Annotated in this window: 17 protein-coding genes; 3 read left to right on the top strand and 14 right to left on the bottom strand. The window is 64.5% G+C overall.

Features of this window, described 5'->3' with window-relative positions; genetic code table 11:
* Window positions 1-95 precede the first annotated feature (95 nt).
* Window positions 96-506, top strand: coding sequence for a hypothetical protein (locus tag PJK54_RS13955; RefSeq protein ID WP_077378298.1), 411 nt, complete (start codon window positions 96-98; stop codon window positions 504-506).
* Window positions 507-598: 92 nt separating this feature from the next.
* Here the strand turns inward: PJK54_RS13955 and PJK54_RS13960 are convergent, their stop codons facing one another.
* From PJK54_RS13960 to PJK54_RS13975, 4 genes are all read right to left on the bottom strand, one after another.
* A complete protein-coding gene (locus PJK54_RS13960; protein ID WP_271303189.1) occupies window positions 599-1234 on the bottom strand; it encodes a nucleotidyltransferase family protein in 636 nt (211 codons plus the stop codon).
* An 8-nt stretch (window positions 1235-1242) separates the two neighbouring features.
* Window positions 1243-2268, bottom strand: a complete 1026-nt coding sequence (locus PJK54_RS13965; RefSeq protein WP_271303190.1) for an XdhC family protein — start codon at window positions 2266-2268, stop codon at window positions 1243-1245.
* A 103-nt stretch (window positions 2269-2371) separates the two neighbouring features.
* Window positions 2372-4753 (bottom strand): xanthine dehydrogenase family protein molybdopterin-binding subunit, encoded by a 2382-nt coding sequence (locus tag PJK54_RS13970; protein WP_084207915.1) that lies wholly within the window; start codon window positions 4751-4753, stop codon window positions 2372-2374.
* A complete protein-coding gene (locus tag PJK54_RS13975; RefSeq protein ID WP_442870684.1) occupies window positions 4740-5333 on the bottom strand; it encodes a (2Fe-2S)-binding protein in 594 nt (197 codons plus the stop codon). Before PJK54_RS13975 ends, PJK54_RS13970 begins: the two co-directional genes overlap by 14 nt.
* Window positions 5334-5929: 596 nt before the next feature.
* Between PJK54_RS13975 and PJK54_RS13980 the strand changes: the two genes are divergently transcribed.
* The gene (locus PJK54_RS13980; protein ID WP_271303191.1) at window positions 5930-7120 is read left to right on the top strand and encodes an MFS transporter; all 1191 of its coding nucleotides are present in this window, start codon (window positions 5930-5932) and stop codon (window positions 7118-7120) included.
* Window positions 7121-7274: 154 nt separating this feature from the next.
* On the opposite strand, the gene astB is transcribed toward PJK54_RS13980, so the two are convergent.
* The 7 genes from astB to fabV all read right to left on the bottom strand — a co-directional run bounded on the left by astB (window position 7275) and on the right by fabV (window position 16285).
* Window positions 7275-8621 carry an N-succinylarginine dihydrolase gene (gene astB / locus PJK54_RS13985; protein WP_077378280.1) on the bottom strand — a complete coding sequence of 449 codons (1347 nt, stop codon included), beginning with the start codon at window positions 8619-8621 and terminating at the stop codon, window positions 7275-7277.
* A gap of 100 nt (window positions 8622-8721) precedes the next feature.
* On the bottom strand, window positions 8722-10221 hold the full coding sequence (astD, locus tag PJK54_RS13990; RefSeq protein WP_271303192.1) for a succinylglutamate-semialdehyde dehydrogenase: 1500 nt from the start codon (window positions 10219-10221) through the stop codon (window positions 8722-8724).
* Window positions 10222-10373: 152 nt separating this feature from the next.
* Window positions 10374-11405 carry an arginine N-succinyltransferase gene (gene astA, locus PJK54_RS13995; RefSeq protein WP_176503240.1) on the bottom strand — a complete coding sequence of 344 codons (1032 nt, stop codon included), beginning with the start codon at window positions 11403-11405 and terminating at the stop codon, window positions 10374-10376.
* Complete coding sequence (locus tag PJK54_RS14000; protein ID WP_141392325.1) at window positions 11405-12466, bottom strand: arginine N-succinyltransferase; 1062 nt, start codon at window positions 12464-12466, stop codon at window positions 11405-11407. The genes astA and PJK54_RS14000 overlap by 1 nt, the downstream gene beginning before the upstream one ends.
* 23 nt (window positions 12467-12489) lie before the next feature.
* Window positions 12490-13710 carry an aspartate aminotransferase family protein gene (locus PJK54_RS14005; protein WP_271303193.1) on the bottom strand — a complete coding sequence of 407 codons (1221 nt, stop codon included), beginning with the start codon at window positions 13708-13710 and terminating at the stop codon, window positions 12490-12492.
* A gap of 156 nt (window positions 13711-13866) precedes the next feature.
* The gene (locus PJK54_RS14010) at window positions 13867-14868 is read right to left on the bottom strand and encodes a GlxA family transcriptional regulator (RefSeq protein WP_169477227.1); all 1002 of its coding nucleotides are present in this window, start codon (window positions 14866-14868) and stop codon (window positions 13867-13869) included.
* A gap of 214 nt (window positions 14869-15082) precedes the next feature.
* The gene (gene fabV, locus PJK54_RS14015) at window positions 15083-16285 is read right to left on the bottom strand and encodes an enoyl-ACP reductase FabV (RefSeq protein ID WP_271303194.1); all 1203 of its coding nucleotides are present in this window, start codon (window positions 16283-16285) and stop codon (window positions 15083-15085) included.
* Between the two features lie 363 nt (window positions 16286-16648).
* Here fabV and PJK54_RS14020 point away from each other — a divergent pair, with 363 nt between their 5' ends.
* Complete coding sequence (locus PJK54_RS14020) at window positions 16649-17062, top strand: DUF7079 family protein (protein WP_271303195.1); 414 nt, start codon at window positions 16649-16651, stop codon at window positions 17060-17062.
* A gap of 101 nt (window positions 17063-17163) precedes the next feature.
* On the opposite strand, the gene PJK54_RS14025 is transcribed toward PJK54_RS14020, so the two are convergent.
* The 3 genes from PJK54_RS14025 to PJK54_RS14035 form a co-directional block, all read right to left on the bottom strand.
* Window positions 17164-17832 (bottom strand): transglutaminase-like cysteine peptidase, encoded by a 669-nt coding sequence (locus tag PJK54_RS14025; protein WP_077378262.1) that lies wholly within the window; start codon window positions 17830-17832, stop codon window positions 17164-17166.
* 23 nt (window positions 17833-17855) lie between these two features.
* Window positions 17856-19781, bottom strand: a complete 1926-nt coding sequence (locus PJK54_RS14030) for a bifunctional diguanylate cyclase/phosphodiesterase (RefSeq protein WP_271303196.1) — start codon at window positions 19779-19781, stop codon at window positions 17856-17858.
* 63 nt (window positions 19782-19844) lie between these two features.
* Window positions 19845-21149, bottom strand: coding sequence for a TolC family outer membrane protein (locus tag PJK54_RS14035; RefSeq protein WP_176493571.1), 1305 nt, complete (start codon window positions 21147-21149; stop codon window positions 19845-19847).
* Between the last annotated feature and the right edge of the window lie 33 nt (window positions 21150-21182).

The following is a 21182-nucleotide window of genomic DNA, read 5'->3' on the forward strand; positions in this document are numbered from 1 at the left end:
GGCGACGCGAGATGATTCGCCGCACTGGCTTGCCTCGACGCATCGTCTCGGCACACCGCCGAACCTACATTGTTCAATACTCGGGAGCGGGTAGCATGTACGCCGATACCTTCAATGATCTGGCCCTTGAGGCTGAACTCGAGAACTTCGCGCATCGCTGGTTCTCTCTGCTCAACCGCCTGGCGCCGTCCCTCGAGCTGGCCGAGCTGCTGGGAGACGATGCCGTGATCCAGCTGCTGGATGAGACGCTCACTGGCAGCGAATTCCTGACCAATTGGGAACAGCGCCGTGATGATCTGCTGATCAACAGTCATGCACTGGGCTGGGTACGTGCCCGACGCGAGAGTCTCGACACGGCCACCCTGCGCATGGGCGGCGAGCACCGCGCCGCGCATCACGACGGCAGCGTGCTGCACACGCATTTCGATGCCGAGTGGGTGCTGGATCTGAGCTGGGGTGAGCCACGCATCCAGCGCATCAAGCTGCTGGACGTGCGCACGCTGTAGAATGCGGATGAGCAGACACAAGGACGCCCCGTCACCTTCAGGTGACGGGGCGTCCTTGTGTCTGGCGCGATGGCTTGCCGCCCAGCGCTTGCTCAGGCATTTGGGGGTGGGAGACTTCGCCGCCTTTCCGCCAGCATCGCCGGTGTATCGATATCGTCGAGAATGCCGGCATCGCTGACGACCACCTCACGCAAGGCATCACGATGTCGAAGGATCACTTCCCGCGCACCCTCACCGCCCTCAAGCGCTGCCAGCTCACGCCATAGCGTCCGCCCGAACAGCACCGGATGACCGGGCCTGCCCTTCTCGCCTGTCAGCACCGGCCGCACCACATGCTCCGCACTCGCCTCACGGTGCAAGGCGTGGAAGGTCTGCGGCGTGATCTGCGCCATGTCCGCCAGCCATACCGCCGCCACCTGCACATGCGCCAATCCAGCCTCATCATTTAGCTGACGGAAGGCATCGCCGAGACTGGCGCCGAGGCCGTTGCCCGCCTGCGGCGCACGCCAGATTCGCCGGGCATGCTCACGCGCGAAGTCATCTCCCAGCAGTGCGGCGGGATCATCGTCCTCGCGCAGCAGCAGACGCCAGTCCACCTCACAGGACATGACCTGCGAAAGCGTCGCCATCAGCAGTGTCTGGCCATCCGCCAGACAAGCCTGACGCTTGTCACTGCCAAAGCGGCGACTCTGACCGGCCGCCATCACCAGAATGATCGTCTCACTCATGTCGGGTCTCACAGACTTTCCCGAGCGCGCCCACGCCGGATACGCACGATATCGGCCATGACGGCCAGCGCGATCTCGGCCGGCGTCTTGCTGCCCAGATTCAGTCCGATCGGCATCACGATACGCGCAATCTCCTCGGCGCTGAGCCCGCCACTGCGCGCCAGCCGCTCGGCGCGCGCCTGAGAGGTACGCTGCGAGCCCATCACGCCAATGTAGAACGCGGGCTGGCGTACCGCCTCGATCATCGCGAGATCATCGATGCGTGGATCATGGGTCAGCGCCACCACGGCAGTCGCGGCATGGCAGCCCCCCGCCGCGATGAAGCGCGAAGGCAGCTCACGACGCAGGGTGACACCGGCGAGCGGCGTCTTGCGGGCATCCCAGTCCGCCAGCACTTCCTCGCGTGGCTCGCAGAGAATCACCTCGAAGCCGAGGCTGACGGCGAAGGCCGCGCAGGCTTCCGCCACCGGCGAGAGTCCCGCCAAGAGCAGACGCGCCACCGGCCCGACCCTGAGCTGATAGCCGCTCGTCTGGTCATCGTGGCCCTTGAGTGGCTCGACCCGCTCCCCCAGCCCGCTGTCCTGCTGAAGCGCACGCGCGCCATCCCCCGCCAGCATGACCTGACGCAGACGCGGCGTCTGACCCTCGAGTGCCTCGCGCAGTGCCTTGAGATGCGCGATGTCCGCCTCGCTGGCCGTGAAGCGCTCGACCAGCACGTCCAGCAAGCCACCGCACGGCAAGGCGATCCCCGCACCCTGATGGCCGCCCTCGCCATAGCGGATCACCTGGGCGCTCGCGGTGAATTCGCCTCCCGCCAGGCGCGCCAGGAAGTCCTCCTCGACACAGCCACCGGACAACGAGCCACGATGCTGGCCATCGGCACGCGCCACCAGCCAGGCGCCCGGCTCACGCGGTGAGGAGCCGAAGGTGGACAGCACCGTACACAGCCAGATCGGGCTGTCAGGCCGCGTGCCATCTGACGGCGCCAGCCAGTCGATCGCCTGACAGATCACTTCAAGATCAAGATGTTGCATCAAAAATCTCTCATATCGGAAGCCGGCTCCCAGCCAGAAGACACGAAACCCGCCACCCGGGCATGCCGGAGTGGCGGGTATCAGACGCATTCATCGGTGAGGATCAGGCCTCGCTGAGCGCGGCCTTGAGCGCCGCCGGGCGCATCGGCAGATCACGCAGGCGAACGCCTACGGCGTGATGGATGGCATTGGCCACCGCCGGTGCGACCACCGTGGTACCCGGCTCGCCAAGACCGACCGGCATCTCGGTACTGTCAACGAACTCGAGATCCATCTGCGGCACCTGATGCATGCGCAGCGGCTGGTAGGCACCCAGATTCTGCGCCACCGGGCCACCCTCGCGGTATTCGGTGCCTTCGTGCAGCGCCATCGAGACGCCCCACAAGAGCGAGCCCTCCAGCTGCGCCATGGCGCCATCCGGGTGTGCGAGGGTACCGGCATCGACGACACTGGTCAGCTTCTCGATCTTGACCTCGCCAGTGGCGCGATCGACCTTGACCCGTGCCACGCAGGCCACCCAGGTCGGCATGCTGCGTTCCTGACCGAAGCTCAGCGCCACGCCCATGCCGGTATCTTCCGGCAGGCTGTCACGCTCGCTCCAACCGGACTTCTCCATCACGCGCGTGAGCACGTTGCGCAGACGTTCCGCCCCGCCCGTGCTGACCGGCGCCTTGCCGGCATTGCGGCCTTCGGCGTCCAGCAGCGAGAGGCGGAATTCGGCCGGATCCTGCTCGGCTGCCTGCGCCAGCTCATCGATGTGCTGCTCGACCGCCCATAGCGTCCAGCCCGGTGCGACGGAGCGCAGATACCCCGGCACGAAGGCCTCATGAGCGACCTTGTTCTGCTGCGCCCAGACACGCTGAGTGCCGACGTTGTACCAGTGGTCCGCGCCACTGATGGAGAAGGAATCCAGCTTGCCACCGCCTTCCACGGCTTCGGCGAGGAAGCTCGGCATCAGCGCGGCAGTCGGCCAGCCTGCCGCGGCGGCGTGCTCGGAGGCCACGACACGGCCCTCGGCATCCAGGCCGGAACGCACACGCTGCACCGAGGGCGAGCGCACGCAATCGAAACGGCTATCGTCCGGGCGCGTGAAGATCATCTTGACCGGACGCCCCACGGCCTTGGCCGCCAGTGCCGCCGGCACGGCGTAGTCACCGTGGAGACGACGCCCGAAGCCACCGCCCAGATACAACTGGTGGTGAGTGATCTTGCCATCCTCGACGTCCAGCGCCTTGGCGACGAGGGGAATCAGCAATGACTGCTGCTGGTTGCCACAGTGGACATGCCAATGCCCCTCCTCCTCATAGGCCAGTGCATTGGCCGGCTCCAGAGTGAAGTGCAGCACGCTTGAGGTGGTGAAGGTGGACTCCACCGTGGTCGCCGCACCTTCGATCAGCGCGGAAGGGTCACCCTGATCCACCATCAGCGAGCCATTGTCACGACTCGGGGCGCTGACCAGTCGCTGGCCTTCTGCCTGGATCGCCGCCTCATCGACGTGATAGCTGTCGCCCTTGCTCCATTCCACCTTGAGCAGGTCGGTGGCACGCATGGCCGCCGAGAAGTTGTCGGCGATGACCGCCAACCACCCCTGACACATGCCGGACGGATCCTTGAGCTCGATGGTCTGGCGATAGCCGATGACCTTCTGGGCTTCGCTGTCATCCACGGCCGTGACCTTGCAGCCGAAGCGACTCGGCGGCAGCACCGGGCGCGCATGCAGCGTCTTGCCGACACGGGCTTCCACCTCGGCAGGCAGGGTATAATCGATGCCGTAGACCGCCTGACCGTTGGTCTTGGCCGGCACGTCCAGCGCATTGCCCTTGGTGCCGAGCACGCGGCGCTCGGAGGCCGGCTTGAGCTCGATGGCCGCCAGCTCATCTTCCGTGAAGCTGCGCTCAAGGCCCGCGGCGACGATCTCGCCATAGCCCAGCGACTGATCGCCACTGATGACACGGCCCTTGCGCGCCTTGCAGCTCTCGACGGACACGCCCATCTGTCTGGCGCCCGCTTCGATCAACGCGATACGCCCGGCAGCCCCCGCCTGCGACAGCGGCTGGTAGCTGTGATTCACCGACCAGCTGCCGCCGGTGATCATGTAGCCCCACTTGGGATCGCTGTCGACGTAGACGATCTCGACGGAGGCCAGATCGGCCTCGAGCTCCTCGATGACCAGACGCGCCAGGCTGGTGGCGACGTGCTGTCCCATCTCGGCCTTGGTGATATGGATGGTGATGGTGCCGTCAGTGCCGATGGCATACCACATGGTCGGCTCGAAGGCGCCGGCGGACAGCGTCTCGCTGGCAGAGCGGCCGTCATCGGCGCCGCTAGCCAGGGCTGCGCCGGAGACCCCGAACGCCAGCATCGCGGAACCCGCGACACTGCCGATCAAAAAACCACGCCGCGTGATGCCGTGCTGGCTCGAGGGGTGACGAGTGGCTGCCTGAGCGCGCTGATGCCGGCCCAGCGTATCTTCAAACCTTGCCATGAGATGTCTCCTCGGCAGCAGAATGGCTCACGGCATCTGCCGTGGCACGCGGATCGAATGTGCCGACACCGGCAGTCGCGGCGGTGGCCTCGGTCTGCTGGCCCATCACCTGCGCCATGTCGCGCTCACTGGCGATCGCGGCGGCACGCTTCACCGCACGATGGATACGCACGTACGCCATGCAACGACACAGGTTGCCCGCCATGGCGGCAGTGACCTGCTCATCGGTGGGGTTCGGTGTGTGCTTGAGGAAGTCGGCGGCCTGCATGATCTGGCCCGACTGGCAGTAACCGCACTGCGGCACCTGCTCCTCGACCCAGGCTTGCTGCAGCGGGTGGTCATCGTTCTCGGCCAGCCCCTCGATGGTGACGATGTCACCACCCTCGGCGGCCAGTACCGGCAGGACACAGGTGCGCGCCGCGGTGCCGTTCAGGTGCACGGTGCAGGCGCCGCACTGGGCGATTCCGCAACCGAACTTGGTGCCGGTCAGGCCCAGGTGTTCACGCAGCACCCAAAGCAACGGGGTTTGCGGATCGACCTCGAGACTGACGGCCTTGCCGTTCAGAGTGAAGTTGGCCAAGGGGCTTCTCCTCAGGAGCATGAAGCAGGGGGACAGGGTTCGGACAACGCGTGCAGGGTGTCGCGGCCAGCCATGGCGTCATCTGACTGACGTGGCGTGGGTTCGGCGTCAGGGACCGACCCCAGGCTTTGAGGCCTGGCACGATTCGAATCGGTGAATTCTACAGGTCACGATTCGGCACCATGGTGCCAAAAAGGAAACAGTGTGATGTCACTGGGCTCATCATGGCCATGCAGATGCTGTCTCGCATGCCACACAGTATAGCGTTTCACGCCTTGTCATCGGCAGATGTTTGCATGACATCGGTCCGCCTCGGGACTGGGCCGGTAGCGGTCGAGAATGATGGCGGCGCACCGGAGCGAGGACTCCCGCGAAGCCATGTAATTGCCTGATACGGACGAGAGTGTCGCAGACGCGTCTGACAGTGGCGTATCCGGCATCTGTACTTTCATGAGAATAAAGTGAAATGTAGCGAGAGTCCTCATGGAGGATGTTCCGCCCATGGCCAGCACCGGGTGCAGGGACCGCAAGAACTGCAAGAACTGCAAGAACTGCAAGAACAACGACAATAACGATTCCCGGCATGAGGATCTGACATGCAACTCAACTGGAAGGCAGCGATCGCGTTGGCAGCGCTGATACTCGCCATCAATACCGGCGCGCGCCAGGCGATGGGCTTCATGCTGCCACCGATGGCCAGCGAGCTTGCCTGGGGCATGGGCAGTCTGTCATTTGCCCTCGCCATCCAGAATCTGGTCTTCGGGCTGGCCGCGCCCATCGCCAGCAAGCTGTCGGATCGCTTCGGTACCCTCAGCGTCTTCCTGGTCGGCAGCCTGTGCTATGCGGTCGGCATGGGCGTCACCGCCCTCTGGCCGACCCCGACGGTGTGGATGCTGGGTGCGGGCGTGCTGGCCGGCATCGGCATCGGGGCGACCACCTTCCCGCTGGTGCTGGCCGCCGTCACGCGTGTGGTTCCCCTCCAGCATCGTGGCATCGGCCTGGGCATCGCCTCGGCCGGCGGCTCCTTCGGGCAGCTGATCTACTCGGTCGCGACCCCGATGCTGGTGCTGATCGACTGGAAGATCGCCATGCTGGCGCTCGGCGCCAGCTGTCTGCTGCTGATTCCCATGGCCCTGCCCTTGCTGCGTCGCCCGCCGGCCGGCAGTGAAACACAGGCAGAGGATGTCCCGAGCCAGGGCCCGCTGCTACAGGACCGGCGCTTTCTGGCGCTGGCCGGCGGCTTCTTCGTCTGCGGCGTGCACGTCGCCTTCATCGCCACCCACCTGCCCAATTTCGTGGTCGCCTGCGGTCTGCCCCTGAACGTGGCCGGCAACACGCTGGCGATCATCGGCGCGCTCAATATCGCCGGCACCATCCTGTTCGGTGCCTGGGGCGGCCGCCGTCACCCGCCGCAGCTGTTGATGCTGATCTATCTGTGCCGCGCCGCACTGGTGATGGCGATGGTGGTCATCCCGCCCAGCAGCATGCTGCTCTACGCCTTCGGCGCGATCATGGGCGTGCTGTGGCTGTCGACGGTGCCACTGACCAGCCAGGCCGTCGCGCTCTACTTCGGCCAGAAGCGTCAGGCCTTCGTGTTCGGCATGGTGCTGGCCGCGCATCAGGTCGGCGCCTTCCTGGGGGCCTGGGGCGGTGGTGTGGTCTATCAGCTGACCGGCAGCTACGACCTGCTGTGGATCGCCAGCGGCATCTTCGGCCTGCTGGCCGCGCTCGTGCACTGGCCGGTGCGCCGCGAGCCCAAGCGCATGGTGCAGCCACAACTGGCCTGAGTCGCGCCACGGCATCTGATTCTCAAATGTCAGACCACACCTCCACAACGACACAGCCCCCATCGGCGAACCCGATGGGGGCTGTGTCGTATGGGGCTGTGTCGTATGGGGCTGTGTCGTATGGGGCTGTGTCGTATGGGCTCGGGCCAGGCGATCAGCGCTGGAAGGCGTAGACATTGCCGACCTTCAACAGCCGCGTCAGCTCATCCAGCGCCGCCAGTGTCTCTTCGGCCAGCTGTGGGTCGGCGAGGTCCGCCGGTGTCAGGCTGTCGCGATAGTGACGCTTGACCCAGTCACCCAGCTCGCCGTGCAGCTGATCCGTCATCATCACACGCCCGGACAGCGCGGCGCGCTCGGCGTCACTCAGTACCACGCGCAGACGCAGGCAGGCCGGGCCGCCGCCATTGCGCATGCTCTGCTTGACGTCCTTGACCAGCACTTCCCCGATCGGGTTCGGGCCGGCCAGAATCGCATTCTGCAGCGCATTCCATACCGCCTCGTTCTCCTGACACTCGCCCGGCACCACCAGCGTCATGCTGCCATCGTCATTGGAGAGCAGCTGCGAGTTGAAGAGGTAGGAGGAGACGGCATCCTCGAGGCTGACGGCTTCCAGTGGCACGCGGATCGGGATCAGCGGTGTGGACAGTTTCGCGCGAATTTCGTTGAGCACCGCCTCCTCATCGCGGAAGGCCAGCTCGTGATAGAACAGCACCGGGCCATTGCCCACCGCGATGACATCGTTGTGGAAGACGCCGGCATCGATGGCCTCCGGATGCTGCTGGGCGAACACCACCTGATCCTCGCTCAGGCCATGCTGACGCGCGACGGCCTGACTGGCTTCCAGTGTCTGACGCGCCGGATAGCGACGCGGTTCGACGCCGTCACCGCCGAAGGCCTGACGGCCATAGACGTAGAGATGCACGCCCGGCCCGCCGTGGCCATCACACAGCCGCGTATGATTGGCCGCACCTTCATCGGAGAAGGCCGGCGTCGCGGGCAGCGCAGGATGATGCGCGAAATGGGCATCGTCGGCGAAGATGGCGCCGAGGATGCGTCCGGTGGTCGCGGGCTCCAGGTAGCGGTGGAAACTGGATTGCAGGTTGGCCGGCGTGAAGTGCACGCGGCCATCACCGCTGTCGCGCGAGGGCGTGACGGTGGCGGCGTTCGCCGTCCACATGCTGGAGGCGGAACACACCGCGCGCAGAAGCTGCGGTGCCTGCTCGCTGGCCGCCTTCAACACCTGGGCATTGCTGCCGGTGAAGCCGAGATCACGCAGTGCGCCAAGGTCCGGGCGCTGCTGCGGCAGCAGAATCCCCTGTGCATAACCCAGATCCGCCAGCGACTTCATCTTGTCGAGGCCCTGCAACGCGGCTTCGCGCGGGTTGGAGGCCAGGCCGCCGTGGCGCATTGAGGCCACGTTGCCATGTGCCAGACCGGCGTAGTTGTGGGTCGGGCCTACCAGGCCATCGAAATTGATCTCTTGATACGGGGTGTCGGACATGAAGGTCTCCTGCCACGACGCCTTGGCACCTCAGGGAGCAAGCACGGCGAGCGTCGTGGTCAACAATGGGTAAGCGGCAGCGGTGCCCCAACGGACGGCCTTACAGACGGATACCGGCCGGCAGGGTCGCGGGCAGCGCCAGCGCCTCGGCTTCCATCGAGGCGACCGGATAGCTGACATAGTCGGCCGCGTAATAGGCACTGGGACGGTGGTTGCCGCTGTCGCCGATGCCACCGAAGGGCGCGTCGCCGGAGGCGCCGGTGGTCTGGCGGTTCCAGTTGACGATGCCGGCGCGAATGCGCAGCAGGAAGTCGTCCCAGTCAGCACGCTCACCGCCGATCAGCCCGGCCGAGAGGCCGTAGCGGGTGTCATTGGCCAGCGCGATGGCCTCGTCCCAATCGGCGTAGCGATGGATCTTGAGCAGCGGGCCGAAGAATTCCTCGTCCTCGAGCACAAGGCCGGTGACATCGATCAGCGCCGGGCTGAGCAGGCTGGTGCCCTCTTCAAGCTGTTGCATGCGCACGAGGACATTGCCGCCCAGCGCTTCGAGATCATCCTGCGCCTTGAGCAGGCCCTCGGCCGCCGCGACACTGGCCAGGCCGCCATAGAAGGGCGCGTCCTGCGCGAACTGCCCCGCCACGCGCAACTCGCGCAGCGCCGTGGCCAGCGCCTCGATCAGACGATCACCGACCTCGCCCTGCGGCACCATCAGGCGGCGCGCACAGGTGCAGCGCTGACCGCCCGAGGCGAAGGCCGACTGGATGATCGCCAGCACCGCGGCGGTTTCATCCTGCACATCACGCACCACCAGCGGATTGTTGCCGCCCAGTTCCAGCGCCAGCAGCTTGCCGACCTGACCGGCGAACTGACGGTGAAGCAGCTTGCCGACCTTGGCACTGCCGGTGAACAGCAGCCCATCGATGCCCTCGGACTGGGACAGGGCCTGACCGACGTCCGCCGCGCCCTGCACCAGATTGATCACGCCGGCCGGCAGGCCCGCGGCCTCCCAGCATTGCAGGGTGAGATCGGCGGTGGCCGGGGTCAGCTCGGAGGGCTTGAACACGCAGGCATTGCCCGCCAGCAGCGCCGGTACCATGTGGCCGTTGGGCAGATGGCCCGGGAAGTTGTAGGGGCCGAAGACGGCCATCACGCCATGCGGACGGTGGCGCAGGACCGCCTGGGTGCCTGCGACATCCTTGGCGCGCTCGCCGGTACGCTCGTGATAGGCCTTCACCGAGATCGCGATCTTGCCGATCATCGCGCCGACCTCGGTACGCGCTTCCCACAGCGGCTTGCCGGTTTCACTGGCGATGCTGATCGCCAGCGCTTCACGATGCTGCTCCAGCTGATCACGGAAACGCTCCACCACCGCCAGACGTGCCTCGAAACCCAGACGCGCCCAGGTCGGGAATGCCTGACGCGCTGCCGCGACGGCCTGTTCGACCTGCTCGGCAGTGGCCGAGGCGCCCTGCCACAGGCGTGCCTGGGAGACGGGGTCGATCTTGGTGAAGGATTCGGCCTCCCCCGCTTGCCACGCGCCGTCGATGAAGAGCTGTTGACGCACGTTGAGTGTGGCGGGAGTCGGAGTCGTAGTGGTCATGGCATGCCTCATCGAAAGGGCGCGCCGCGTAAGCGACGCTGAACAAGGAGATAACGGGGCAGTTGGCGATCTGCCCCGCTGATGGCAAAAGGACGCAAGGCGACATGGGCCTGCGAGATGGCGCAAAGAAGCGGATGCCCGGGGCGAATGCTTCAGCTGGCCAGCACGCGTAGCGTGTCACCGCCGGTGACGCCAAGGCGTTCGGCCTCATCACGGTGCAGGCGCACATGGCAGGCACCCGCGTCGTCCCGCGTGACAGCATGGCTGATCCAGCTGGCGCGGAAGTCCGCCATGCCGGTGGTGGCGGCCATCACGGCGGGACGCTCACAGGCCGGGGCATCAGACGCGATCACCTCGACACATGCCAGCTGGCTGTCACGGACGCCGCGCACGTCATCGATATAGGCCTCGACCGTCGGGCCGCCATCGAAGATGTCGACATAGCCTTCCCAGCGCAGCCCTTCCTTCTTGAGCATCGCCACCGCCGGGCGGGTGTGCTCGTGCACCTGACCGATGGCAGCCCGCGCGGACTCGGAGAGGAATGGCGTGTAGATCGGGAACTTGGGCATCAGCTCGCCGATGAAGCTCTTCTGGCCCATGCCGGTGAGGCGGTCGGCCTCATTGAAGTCCATCGGAAAGAAGTGACTGCCCAGACACTCCCAGAACGGGCTGCGCCCTTCGGGCGTGAAGACACCGCGCATCTCGGCCAGCACCTTGTCGGGGAAGGCCTCACGGAACTGGGCCATGAACAGCCAGCGCACCTTGGAGAGCAGCGCACCGTTGCGGTCCTTGCGCCAGCCCTCACGCAGGAACAGCGAGCAGACCTCGGCATCGCCGGTGTGATCGGAGCACAGCGTCAGCGTATCCAGGGTGCGATGCAGGTCGAGCTGCACCGAGGAGTGCGCCAGCGAGCCGAGCCGGTAGTGATAGAACGGCGCATCGGTGCCCACACAGGCCTCGATGGCACAGCAGCCCGCGATGCTGCCGTCGCGCTCATCCTCGAGCACGAAGAAGTACAGGCGATCATCACCGGGTTCCCGGCCTTCGAAGGCGGCCAGGGTGCGCTCGATCTTGGCGCTGAGAAATTCATGATTGTCCGGCAGCGAGGTGAAGCCGACGCCGGTTTCCCGCGCCAGCACCTTGAGGCCTTCGATATCGTGACGAGCGATAGGACGAATACGCATTACAGCTCTCCCTCATCGACCGCCGGCAAGGGCATCGGCACGGCAAGCACCGCACGCCCCTCTTCCACCCCCAGCACCTCGGCCTGCTGCGGCGTCAGCATCAGCTGGCCGGTCGGCGTCAGTGCATAGCGCGCCAGCACGCAGCGGAAATCGCCGAGCCGCTGGTTGGCGACCATCGCCGGCACCGCGTCCGGCAGGCTTTCCTGCGGACGGATACGCACCGGATGCCAGCCGCACTGCTTGAAGGTGTGTAGACGTTCGCACTCCGCCAGCAGCAAGGGGCCCGCATCGAAGATGTCGACGTGGCGCGAGCGCGAGAAGCCTTCGGCGAGCATCTCCTGCATGGCGTACTCGTGGCGCGGATTCTCGCGCCCGATGGCGGCACGCGCCTGGGGCGTGAGAAGCGGCAGATAAAGCGGGAACGGTGGCATCACCTCGGCGATGAAGCTCTTGGAGCGCACCCCCGCCATCTGGTTGATGTCATTGAAATCACGATCAAAGAAGTGCTGGCCGACGCTGTCCCAGAACGGACTGACCTGACGCTCGTCACGTGTTTCCAGATAGCCCGGGAAGGCCACCGCCAGTTCATTGGCGAAGCGTTCCGGGTACTGGGCGATGAACATCAGGCGTGCGCGGCGCAGCAGGCTGTCCGCATCCGTCTCGCGATAGCGGGCATCTAGCGACAGCGCGCACAGCAGCGTGGCATCCGACACCTCATGCGACAGCGACAGCGTCTGCACTTCGTGGCGCACGTTGAGCTGCTGCGAGGCGTGGATCAGCGTTTCCTGACGATAGGTGTAGTAGGCCTCCCGCGCGCCAGCCTCGGCGCGCAGCGAGGCGGTACCGACCACTTCCCCGCTATCGAGATCCTCCAGCACGAAGCAGTAGATCTCGTCACCGGGAAAATCGATCTCGGCACGCAGGCTGCGCTGGGAGCGCGTGATGCGCTCCTCGAGGCGGTCACGATGTGCCGGCAGATTGGTCAGGCGTGGCGTGGCCGAGGCCGCGAGCCGCTCGAGAGCGAGCAGATCGCGGCTTTCGGCAGGCCGCACCACCAGCATCGGGGCACTGCTCATGGCGCTGCTCATGCAGATGCAGAGGCGGCGACGAAGCTCGCCACGGCACGGTCGAGCTTGTCGAGACCGCTCTGGAGCTCGGCTTCACTGATCACCAGCGACGGCGCCAGACGCAGCACATCAGGCCCGGCGACCAGCACCATCAGACCTTCTTCCATCGCCAGATTGAGAATGTCCTTGGCACGGCCCGCATAGTCCGGCGCCATCTGGGCACCGATCAACAGGCCCATGCCACGCACTTCCTTGAAGACACCGTAACGCTTGGCGATACCTTCCAAGCCATTGCGCAGCAGTTGGTGGCGATGCGCGACGCCCTCGAGCACTTCCGGCGTGTCGATGGTCTCGAGCGCCGCCAGCCCCACCGCACATGCCAGCGGGTTACCGCCGTAGGTGGAACCGTGAGTGCCGATGGCCATGGCCGGCGCGATGCGATCCGTGGTCAGCATGGCGCCCAGCGGGAAACCGCCACCGATGCCCTTGGCGGTGGTCAGGATGTCCGGCACCACGCCGAAGTGCTGGTAGGCGTAGAGGTGGCCGGTCCGCCCGGCACCGCTCTGGACTTCATCGAAGATCAAGAGCGCATCGTGCTGGTCGCACAGCTCACGCAGCCCCTCGAGGAAGGCCTGCTCCCCCGGAATGATGCCGCCCTCGCCCTGCAGCGGCTCGACGATGATCGCGCAGGTGTCATCGCCCATCAGCTCGCGTACGGAGTCGAGGTTGTTGAATTCGGCGTGCTGGATCCCGCCCGGAATCGGCCCGAAGCCCTGGGAATACTTGGGCTGACCACCGACGCTGACGGTGAAGAAGGTGCGGCCATGGAAGGACTGACGGAAGGAGATGATCTTGTCCTTCTTCTCGCCATGGGTGTCGTGGGCGAAACGACGTGCCAGCTTGAGCGCGGCTTCGTTGGCCTCACCACCGGAGGAGCAGAAGTAGACCTTGTCGGCGAAGGTGCGCTCGGTCAGCGCCTTGGCCAGCGCCAGGGCCGGCTCGTTGGTGTAGACGTTGGACAGGTGCCAGACCTTGTCGGCCTGATCCTTGAGCGCCTTGACCAGTGCCGGGTGGCAGTGACCCAGCGAGGTGACGGCGATGCCGCCGGCGAAGTCGATGTACTCACGACCTTCCTGATCCCACAGACGGCTGCCCTCGCCGCGTACCGGAATGGCAGCCTGGGGTGCGTAGTTGGGCACCATGGCATGGTCGAAATCGGCACGGGTCAGCTGGGTCATCGTCTCTTCCTCATCGCGGGGGCGTTGCGTGGCAGGCCGATGATCGGCGAGCCACGGGTCATGACTCCCGAGTATAGGGAGGCGAGATGACAAAGACTTTCAGCGAAAGGACGACGACTTATGTCAGGAGGCGACTTTTGTCACCGATGCGACATTTCAGGCCTGCAGCATGAGACGTTCGTCGCGGGGGCTGCGCCCGAAATGGTTGCGGAACGCCGTGGAGAAGTGAGCGGCGCTGGAAAAGCCGGTGGCCAGCGCGATCTCGCCGATGGGCTGATCACTCTCGCGCAAGAGCTGACGTGAGCGTGCCAGACGCAGATCCAGATAGTAGCGGCTGGGCACCGCCTGCAGATGCTTCTTGAACAGCCGCTCCAGCTGACGCCGCGAGATGCCGAGGTGCTCGCCGATCTCGTGGGTGGACAGCGGCTCCTCGATATTGGCTTCCATCAGGGTCACGGCCTCCACCAGCGGCTGGGGCGCATGGGCGAAACGGTTCTTGAGCGGCACGTGCTGTGGCTCGTCCGCCAGCCGGATACGCTCGCAGACGAAATGCTCGGAGACCTTCTCGGCCAGCGCACGACCATGCTGCTGGGCGATCAACGTCATCATCATGTCCATCGCCGCGGTACCCCCACCGCAGGTGACACGATCACGGTCCAGCTCATACAGCTGATGGGAGACGTTGACCTGCGGGAAGTCGCGACGGAACGACTCGGCACGCTGCCAGTGGATCGTCGCACGATAGCCATCAAGCAGCCCGGCGCGAGCCAGCTCACGGGTGCCGGTGGAGATACCGCCCAGCATCACGCCACGCTCGGCCAGACGCTTGAGCCAGGCCAGCAGCGCGGGATTCGAGGCCACCTCCTGCAGGCCCGCCTCGCCCGCCGGCTGAGCACCGCACACGAACAGGGCGTCCAGATGGCGCGAATCACTGGCGACCAGGCTGTCCGGTGACAGGTTCAAGCCCGCAGCGGACGCCACACCGCGCCCGTCCAGCGCAAAGGTGACGGCCCGATAGAGTGTCTGCCCCGCGAGCTGATTGGCCACCTGCAGGGGCTCCAGCGCACAGGCCTGGGACAATAACGAGAAGCCGGGCAACAGCACGAAGCCTATCTGGCGTTGCTGGGCCTGGGGGGAAACCAGTGAATCCACGGGCATGGGTGTAAGTCGAGGTCCATCGCGTGAGGGTGGGGACAACCTGCCGCCATATTGTGCCATGCCTCCGGCACTTGTGCCTGGCCCGGACTGGCATGACGCTCAAGATGAGGCCGCCACATACGACGACGCCACCCCGAAGGGTGGCGTCGTCATCGCTCAGCGGTCAGCTGGCAGCGCTCGCTACCCTGACCTCTGCGCGCTTGCTGAAGCGCTCTTACATCTGCACGACATCGAATTCGACGTCGGTGGCGACGTCGGCATCGTAATCGACATCATCACGCGTGAAGCCGAACAGCTTGAGGAATTCCTGCTTGTAGCTGGCGTAGTCGGTGATATCGAACAGGTTGTCGCTGGTGACCTGCGGCCACAGTTCCTGACAGGCCTGCTGGACGTCGTCCTTGAGCTCCCAGTCGTCGAGACGCAGACGGCCGGACTCGTCGGTGACGATCTCGCCTTCACCATAGAAGCGCTCGGCGTAGAAGCGGTTGAGCTGCTCGATGGTGCCTTCGTGCAGGCCCTTCTCCTTCATGATCTTGTAGACCATGGAGATGTAGAGCGGCATGACCGGAATCGCGGCGCTGGCCTGGGTGACCACGGACTTGAGCACGGCCACGTGGGCACGACCGCCCTTGGCGGACAGCTTCTCGTGGATGCTGCCGGCGGCGCGGTCCAGATCTTCCTTGGCGCGACCCAGCGCACCGTGCCAGTAGATCGGCCAGGTGATCTCGGTACCGATGTAGCTGAAGGCCACGGAGCGGGCGCCATCCGCCAGCACGCCGGCGGCGTCCAGCGCCTGCATCCACAGCTCCCAATCCTGACCACCCATCACGGTGACGGTATCTTCGATTTCCTGCTCAGTGGCCGGCTCGACCTCCGCTTCGATGATGGTGTCCTTGTTGGTGTCGATGGCGGTCGCCCGGTAGGTCTCGCCGATCGGCTTGAGCACGGAGCGCTTCACTTCACCGCTGTCCGGCAGCTTGCGCACCGGAGAGGCCAGCGAGTAGACCACGAGATCGACTTCGCCCATGTTGGCCTTGATCAGCTCGATGGCCTTGGCGCGCGTCTCGTGCGAGAAGGCGTCGCCATTGATGGCCTGGCTGTAGAGCCCTTCCTGCTTGGCGAACTTGTCGAAAGCGGCAGAGTTGTACCAGCCTGCGGTACCGGCCTTCTTCTCGGTGCCCGGCTTCTCGAAGAAGACACCCAGGGTGTCCGCGCCGTAACCGAAGGCTGCCGTGATACGCGCCGCGAGGCCATAGCCGCTGGAAGCACCGATCACCAGCACCTTCTTCGGGCCACCGTCGCGCTTGTCACCGACCGTCTTGCGGGTGATGGCGATCTGCTCGGCAACATTCTGCTCGCAGCCCTTGGGATGAGTCGTGGTGCAGATGAAGCCGCGAACCTTGGGTTTGATGATCACGTAAGAACCTCGTTTGCTGTTGGCCCGGCGTGTACCCGCCGATGCTGATGCCCGATTCCAGTATGCAATGACCACGGCGCACGCTGCGCGACCGGTGCCTTGCTCTGAAAACGTCTGGTGAGTCTGGCTGTCGAATCAGGACATGCAGGCGTGTGTGCCTGCTGCTGGCCGCTATTCTAGCGGCTGTCGGCGACGCTGTCCGCCCCGGCGGGCCAACCCGCGCTGATGTCACGTCACTGGAGCCCTCCATGACGACTGCCGTATCATGTGACGCATTCAGCACACCGCCATCACACCGCTGTCCTGCTTCGCGCCATCCGTTGATGGTGTGTCTGTCTGACAGCCTTCGCTCGGGATCTCTCCATGAACGACCAGAACGCTCACCTCGCCCCCGATGTGGCCGCCCTGCTCGAACGCCGCCAGGAGGTCTGGCTGGCGCTGGCGCCTCTCTGGGAGGAGCGTGCCCCCCGCGAGGCGGAGTATCAGCACATGGCCGAAGTGGTCGAGGCACACGGCCTGAGCTTCCGAGAACTCGAAACGCTGTATCGACTCGAAATGGCCCCGGTGCTGGTGCGTGAGCAGGTCAGCATGGCCCCGAGCTACAAGGAGCGCGACGAGAACCGCCTGCTGTCGCGCCTGCTGCAGCATACGCATCAGCTCACTCGCGGGAAGCGCCTCTTCTGGCTGCTGTTCTCCGGCCTGGCGACCATGCCCAGCCGTCACCGTTACGGCAACCTGCTCGAAGTGCTCCATCTGCGCGGCAACACGCCGGAATGAAGCGATCCGACACCGCATGAAGCAGAACGCCCCGTGGCGGTCTGGCCACGGGGCGTTCTGCTCGATACCTGTCGCGATTCGACGCTGAACTGCCCCTCACCTCAGGGGCGCTTGCGCAGGGGAGCTTTCAGGACACCGTCCTTGTAGCGTCGTTGCCAGTCCGTGAGACTCGACAGCCCTCGGCTGTCGCTGATGCGCTCTCCCCCCTCCAGCCGCTTGCTCATCCACAACGCGTTGCCATTGAAGCTGTAGATCGGCAGGAGATCGGTGCGCTCACTGGCCGGCAGGATGGAGCTGTTGAGGTTGTCCAGCACATCAGGCATCGACATGCCCGCGCCCTGATAGGTGACGACCATGTGGAACTGATTGAGCCTCAATGCCTTGACGTAGTGCAGGCGCAAGGAACTCTCCGGCACGCCCAGCTGACGCAATGTCAGATACTTGGCCATGGCGAAATCATCGCAGTCCCCTGCGCCGGCCCCCAGGAACTCAAGCGGGGTCGCCCAGTAATCCTCCTTCCCCCAGACGCGCATGTCATCGGTGAAATGCATCCGGTTGAAGAAATCATTGACCTCACTGAGCTGACGCCTGGCCGGCTGCCCGTCGAGATCCACGAGCAGCTGCTCCCATTGCTGGACTCTCGCCCACCCCGGTTGACCATAGACCTCGATGAAACGTTGTGCCTGCGTATCGCGGGCCAGTACGGAACCGACCGTGAACAGCATCAATACCCAGGCGATCAGCCAGCTGAAGCAGCGTCTCTGCCACATGGCGACCAGCCCCTGGCTGTCTATCAGGGCTTCCTCGCCATGACATCGACGGCCGGTGCCACATAGCCCTGATAGCCGTCGGCGCCAAGGGACATCACGCGCGCCTGGTCCTGTTCGGATTCGACCCGTGTCACGATCACCAGAGACTCGACCTGATGCGCCGTCATGCACAGGCTTTGCAACAGCTCGGTGTCCACATCGTCACGCTTGAAGAACGCCTGATCGATCTTGACGTAGTCCGGACGCAGCGCCTCCAGATAACTGAGCTCCTTCAGCTCACGTGCAAAGCGGTCAATGCCTCCACGCGCGCCCAGCCGGCGTGCACGCCGGAACAGCAGCTTGACGCGCTCCAGGTGGCGAAGCGCGATGCTTTCCGACACTTCTATATCCAGACGCTTGCAGAGACGCGGATGGACTCCCAACCAGCTGATGAGTCCCGAGAAGCTCGCCTCATCATCCAGCGTCTCCTCGGTGAGGTTGAGCGCCAGACGTGGAGCCTCGATGCCATCGACATGGGCAGCCAGCCACTCCAGCGCATGCAGGTCGAAGCGTGCTCCCAGACGGAAATGGCGCACGACCGGCAGGAAATCGCCGGCTCGGTGCAGCTGGTCCCCTTCACGCAGACGCGCGAACAGTTCCCGGTGCAGCTCACTGCCATCATTGAACAGCACGGGCTGCGCCACGAAATCGAGCCCATCAGGGCGCTCCAGCGACTGCTCGATGACGTCTCGCCATTCGCCGCGTGGACGCGCCTGATCCCCTTCCTCGGCAAGCGCGACGCTGCTGCCATGCTCGATGGCCTGCAGCAAGGTCGTGTCCGCCACCGTGAACAACTGGGTGCGGGTCATGCCCGGCTCTCGCCTTGCCGCCCCGATGACACAGCCGATCGGGCGGCTGTTCGCCATGGGATTGGCATCCAGCAGTCGATCGATGTCTTCGGTGATGCCCTTCAAGAAGGCCTGCAGCGCGGACTCATCGACTTCTGGCAACAGCAAGCCGAAGTCATGATTGGCCAATCGCCCTGCCACGATGGGCTCCCCGGCCAGCTCACGCTGCTCAAGCCGCTGGGCGATGGCGCGCAGCAGTGCATCGCGTCCCTTGTAGCCCTGCTCCTGATAGACGACTTCAAGCTGCGCGACCCGCAACAGTGCGAAGCTGCCTCCCAGAGGCTCACTCAGCCATTCATCCACTGCACGATTGAGGTAACCACGATTGCCAAGCCCCGAGACGGCGTCCTGTTCTGCCTGGCGCTGCAGGCGCGCCAACTGCGCCGCCTGAGCCTCGAACTGGGTATGCAGACGCTGCCCGAGTCGATTGACAGCCGACGTGATCCCACGCAGCTCCTTGACACTGGTTTCCTCCAGAGGCGCGTCGAAACGCTGTGTCTCCATCTCGTTGAGACGTGCGGAGAGGCGGTCCAGAGGGCGCAGCAGGCGACGCATGACCAGCGAGGCCACCAGCAGGGTCAACAAGCCCCCCAACAGCAACCAGAGTCCGAGCCGTTTGGCGAGCTTCCAGAGGTCATCGTGACCCTGGGCCGGCTCTCCCGTCAGCGAGATCGTCCCCAGAGAGGCCCACCCACCCGGCAATTCACGGCTGACCGTTTCTACCGGCATGGGAATCATCTGCTGAAACCACTCGGGTGCCTGGCTTTCTCGTGTGATGTCAAACGCGATGGGGGCCGGGAGCGCGACGCTTTCCAGCTGGATATCCCGGACATATCCACCATCCAGGGTGGCGCGAATCAGGGTTTCCGCGCTGGCAGCATCACCAAGCTCGACATGCGGCACCAGTGCAAGACTCAGGCTCTGGGCGAGATTCGAGAGCTCGACACGCTGTCGTTCGGCCAGTGAATCACGGGTATTGTTGACCTGAATGAAGAAGATACCGAAGGAAAACACCAACAGCACCAACAACATCAAGGTAAACAGGCGGCGCGAAAGACTCATCTGATTTCCTCATCAGCCGTCAGTATGACCACGGCACCACTTCCTGGTGGTGCCGTGAGCGACTCAACCCTGTCGGGTCGGTACGGCAACGTTCATTGAATCCAGCAATGCACCTGTCGCGGACAACAAGCGATAGTTGGCCGTTTCCAGGTCAAAACGTGCACGAATCAGATTCTGCTGCGAAGTGAACAGCTCACTTTCGCTGTCCAACAGATCCAGCAGCGTCCTGCGGCCGATATCGAACTGCTTGCGATAACTTTCGCGCGTATCCGTCGCGGCACGCACATAGCTTTCCAGATAATCGATCTGACGCTTGAGGTTCTCGCGTGCATTCCAGGCCAGTCGGATCTCGTCACGCACATCGCGCATCACGCGATCATTGTCATGCTCGACGGTTTCCAGCGCCGCCTGGCGTCCGCGAATCTCGGCCTGATCCCGCCCACCGCGATACAGGTTGTAGCGCATGACCAGCTCGACGCTCCAGTCATCGGAGCTGCTCTCGTCCTGATCATAATCGTCCGTCAGCGTGCGATTGCCCTCGATGCTGAATTCCGGGTAGTTGTCACCCTTCTCAGCGTTCACCTCATGACGAGCCGCATCAATGGACACCCGTGCCGCTGCCAGCAGGGGGTTGCGCTGATTGGCCTGGACATAGGCACTCTCCACATCGGCACTGATCAGATCGGTATCGAGGCTGGGGAGGTTCAGATCCGTGGGCAGCTCACCGACCAGGCGCAGATACGCCGAGCGGGAATCCTCGAGGTTGTTCCGGGCGGACAGCACGCTGGCCTCGGCATTGGCCAGACGACCATCCACCTGACGCACGTCACTGCGGGCACCGAGACCGGACTCTGCACGACGCCCGATATCACTGGAAATACGACGGTGCGCATCGAGATTGGCCTGCGCATATTTGAGAATCAGCTCATCACGCATGACATCCAGATAGGCCCCGGCCGTATCCAACGCGACATCATTGGCTTCGGCGGCCGTCTGCAGGCGCTGATAGTCAGCTTCGGTCTCTGCCTGACGGATGCGCTCGATCGTGGTGTCACCGTCCCAGAGCAGCTGGCGAATGGTGAGATCCAACCGACGATAATCGTGCCAGTCATCCTCGTCATTGACCCCATCATCCTCGGAGTCGAACTTGCCATAGCCCAGTCGTCCGGTCAGATCGACCGTCGGGCGATAGGCCCCACGCTGGACTTCCGCTTCTTCCAGACGCTGGATATGACGGGTCACCTGCAAGCGGGTACGCGGATTTTCCATCACTGCCTTGGAAACGGCTTCTTCCAATGACTGCGCAGAGGCGGAGAGACTGGAACTCATCCCCGCCATCACGCTCAATGCCAAGAGTGTCTTTTTCATTATGGGTTGCCCTTGAATACTTCATGTCCATGA

The organism is Cobetia sp. MMG027 (genome assembly GCF_027947415.1).
GTDB lineage: Bacteria > Pseudomonadota > Gammaproteobacteria > Pseudomonadales > Halomonadaceae > Cobetia > Cobetia marina.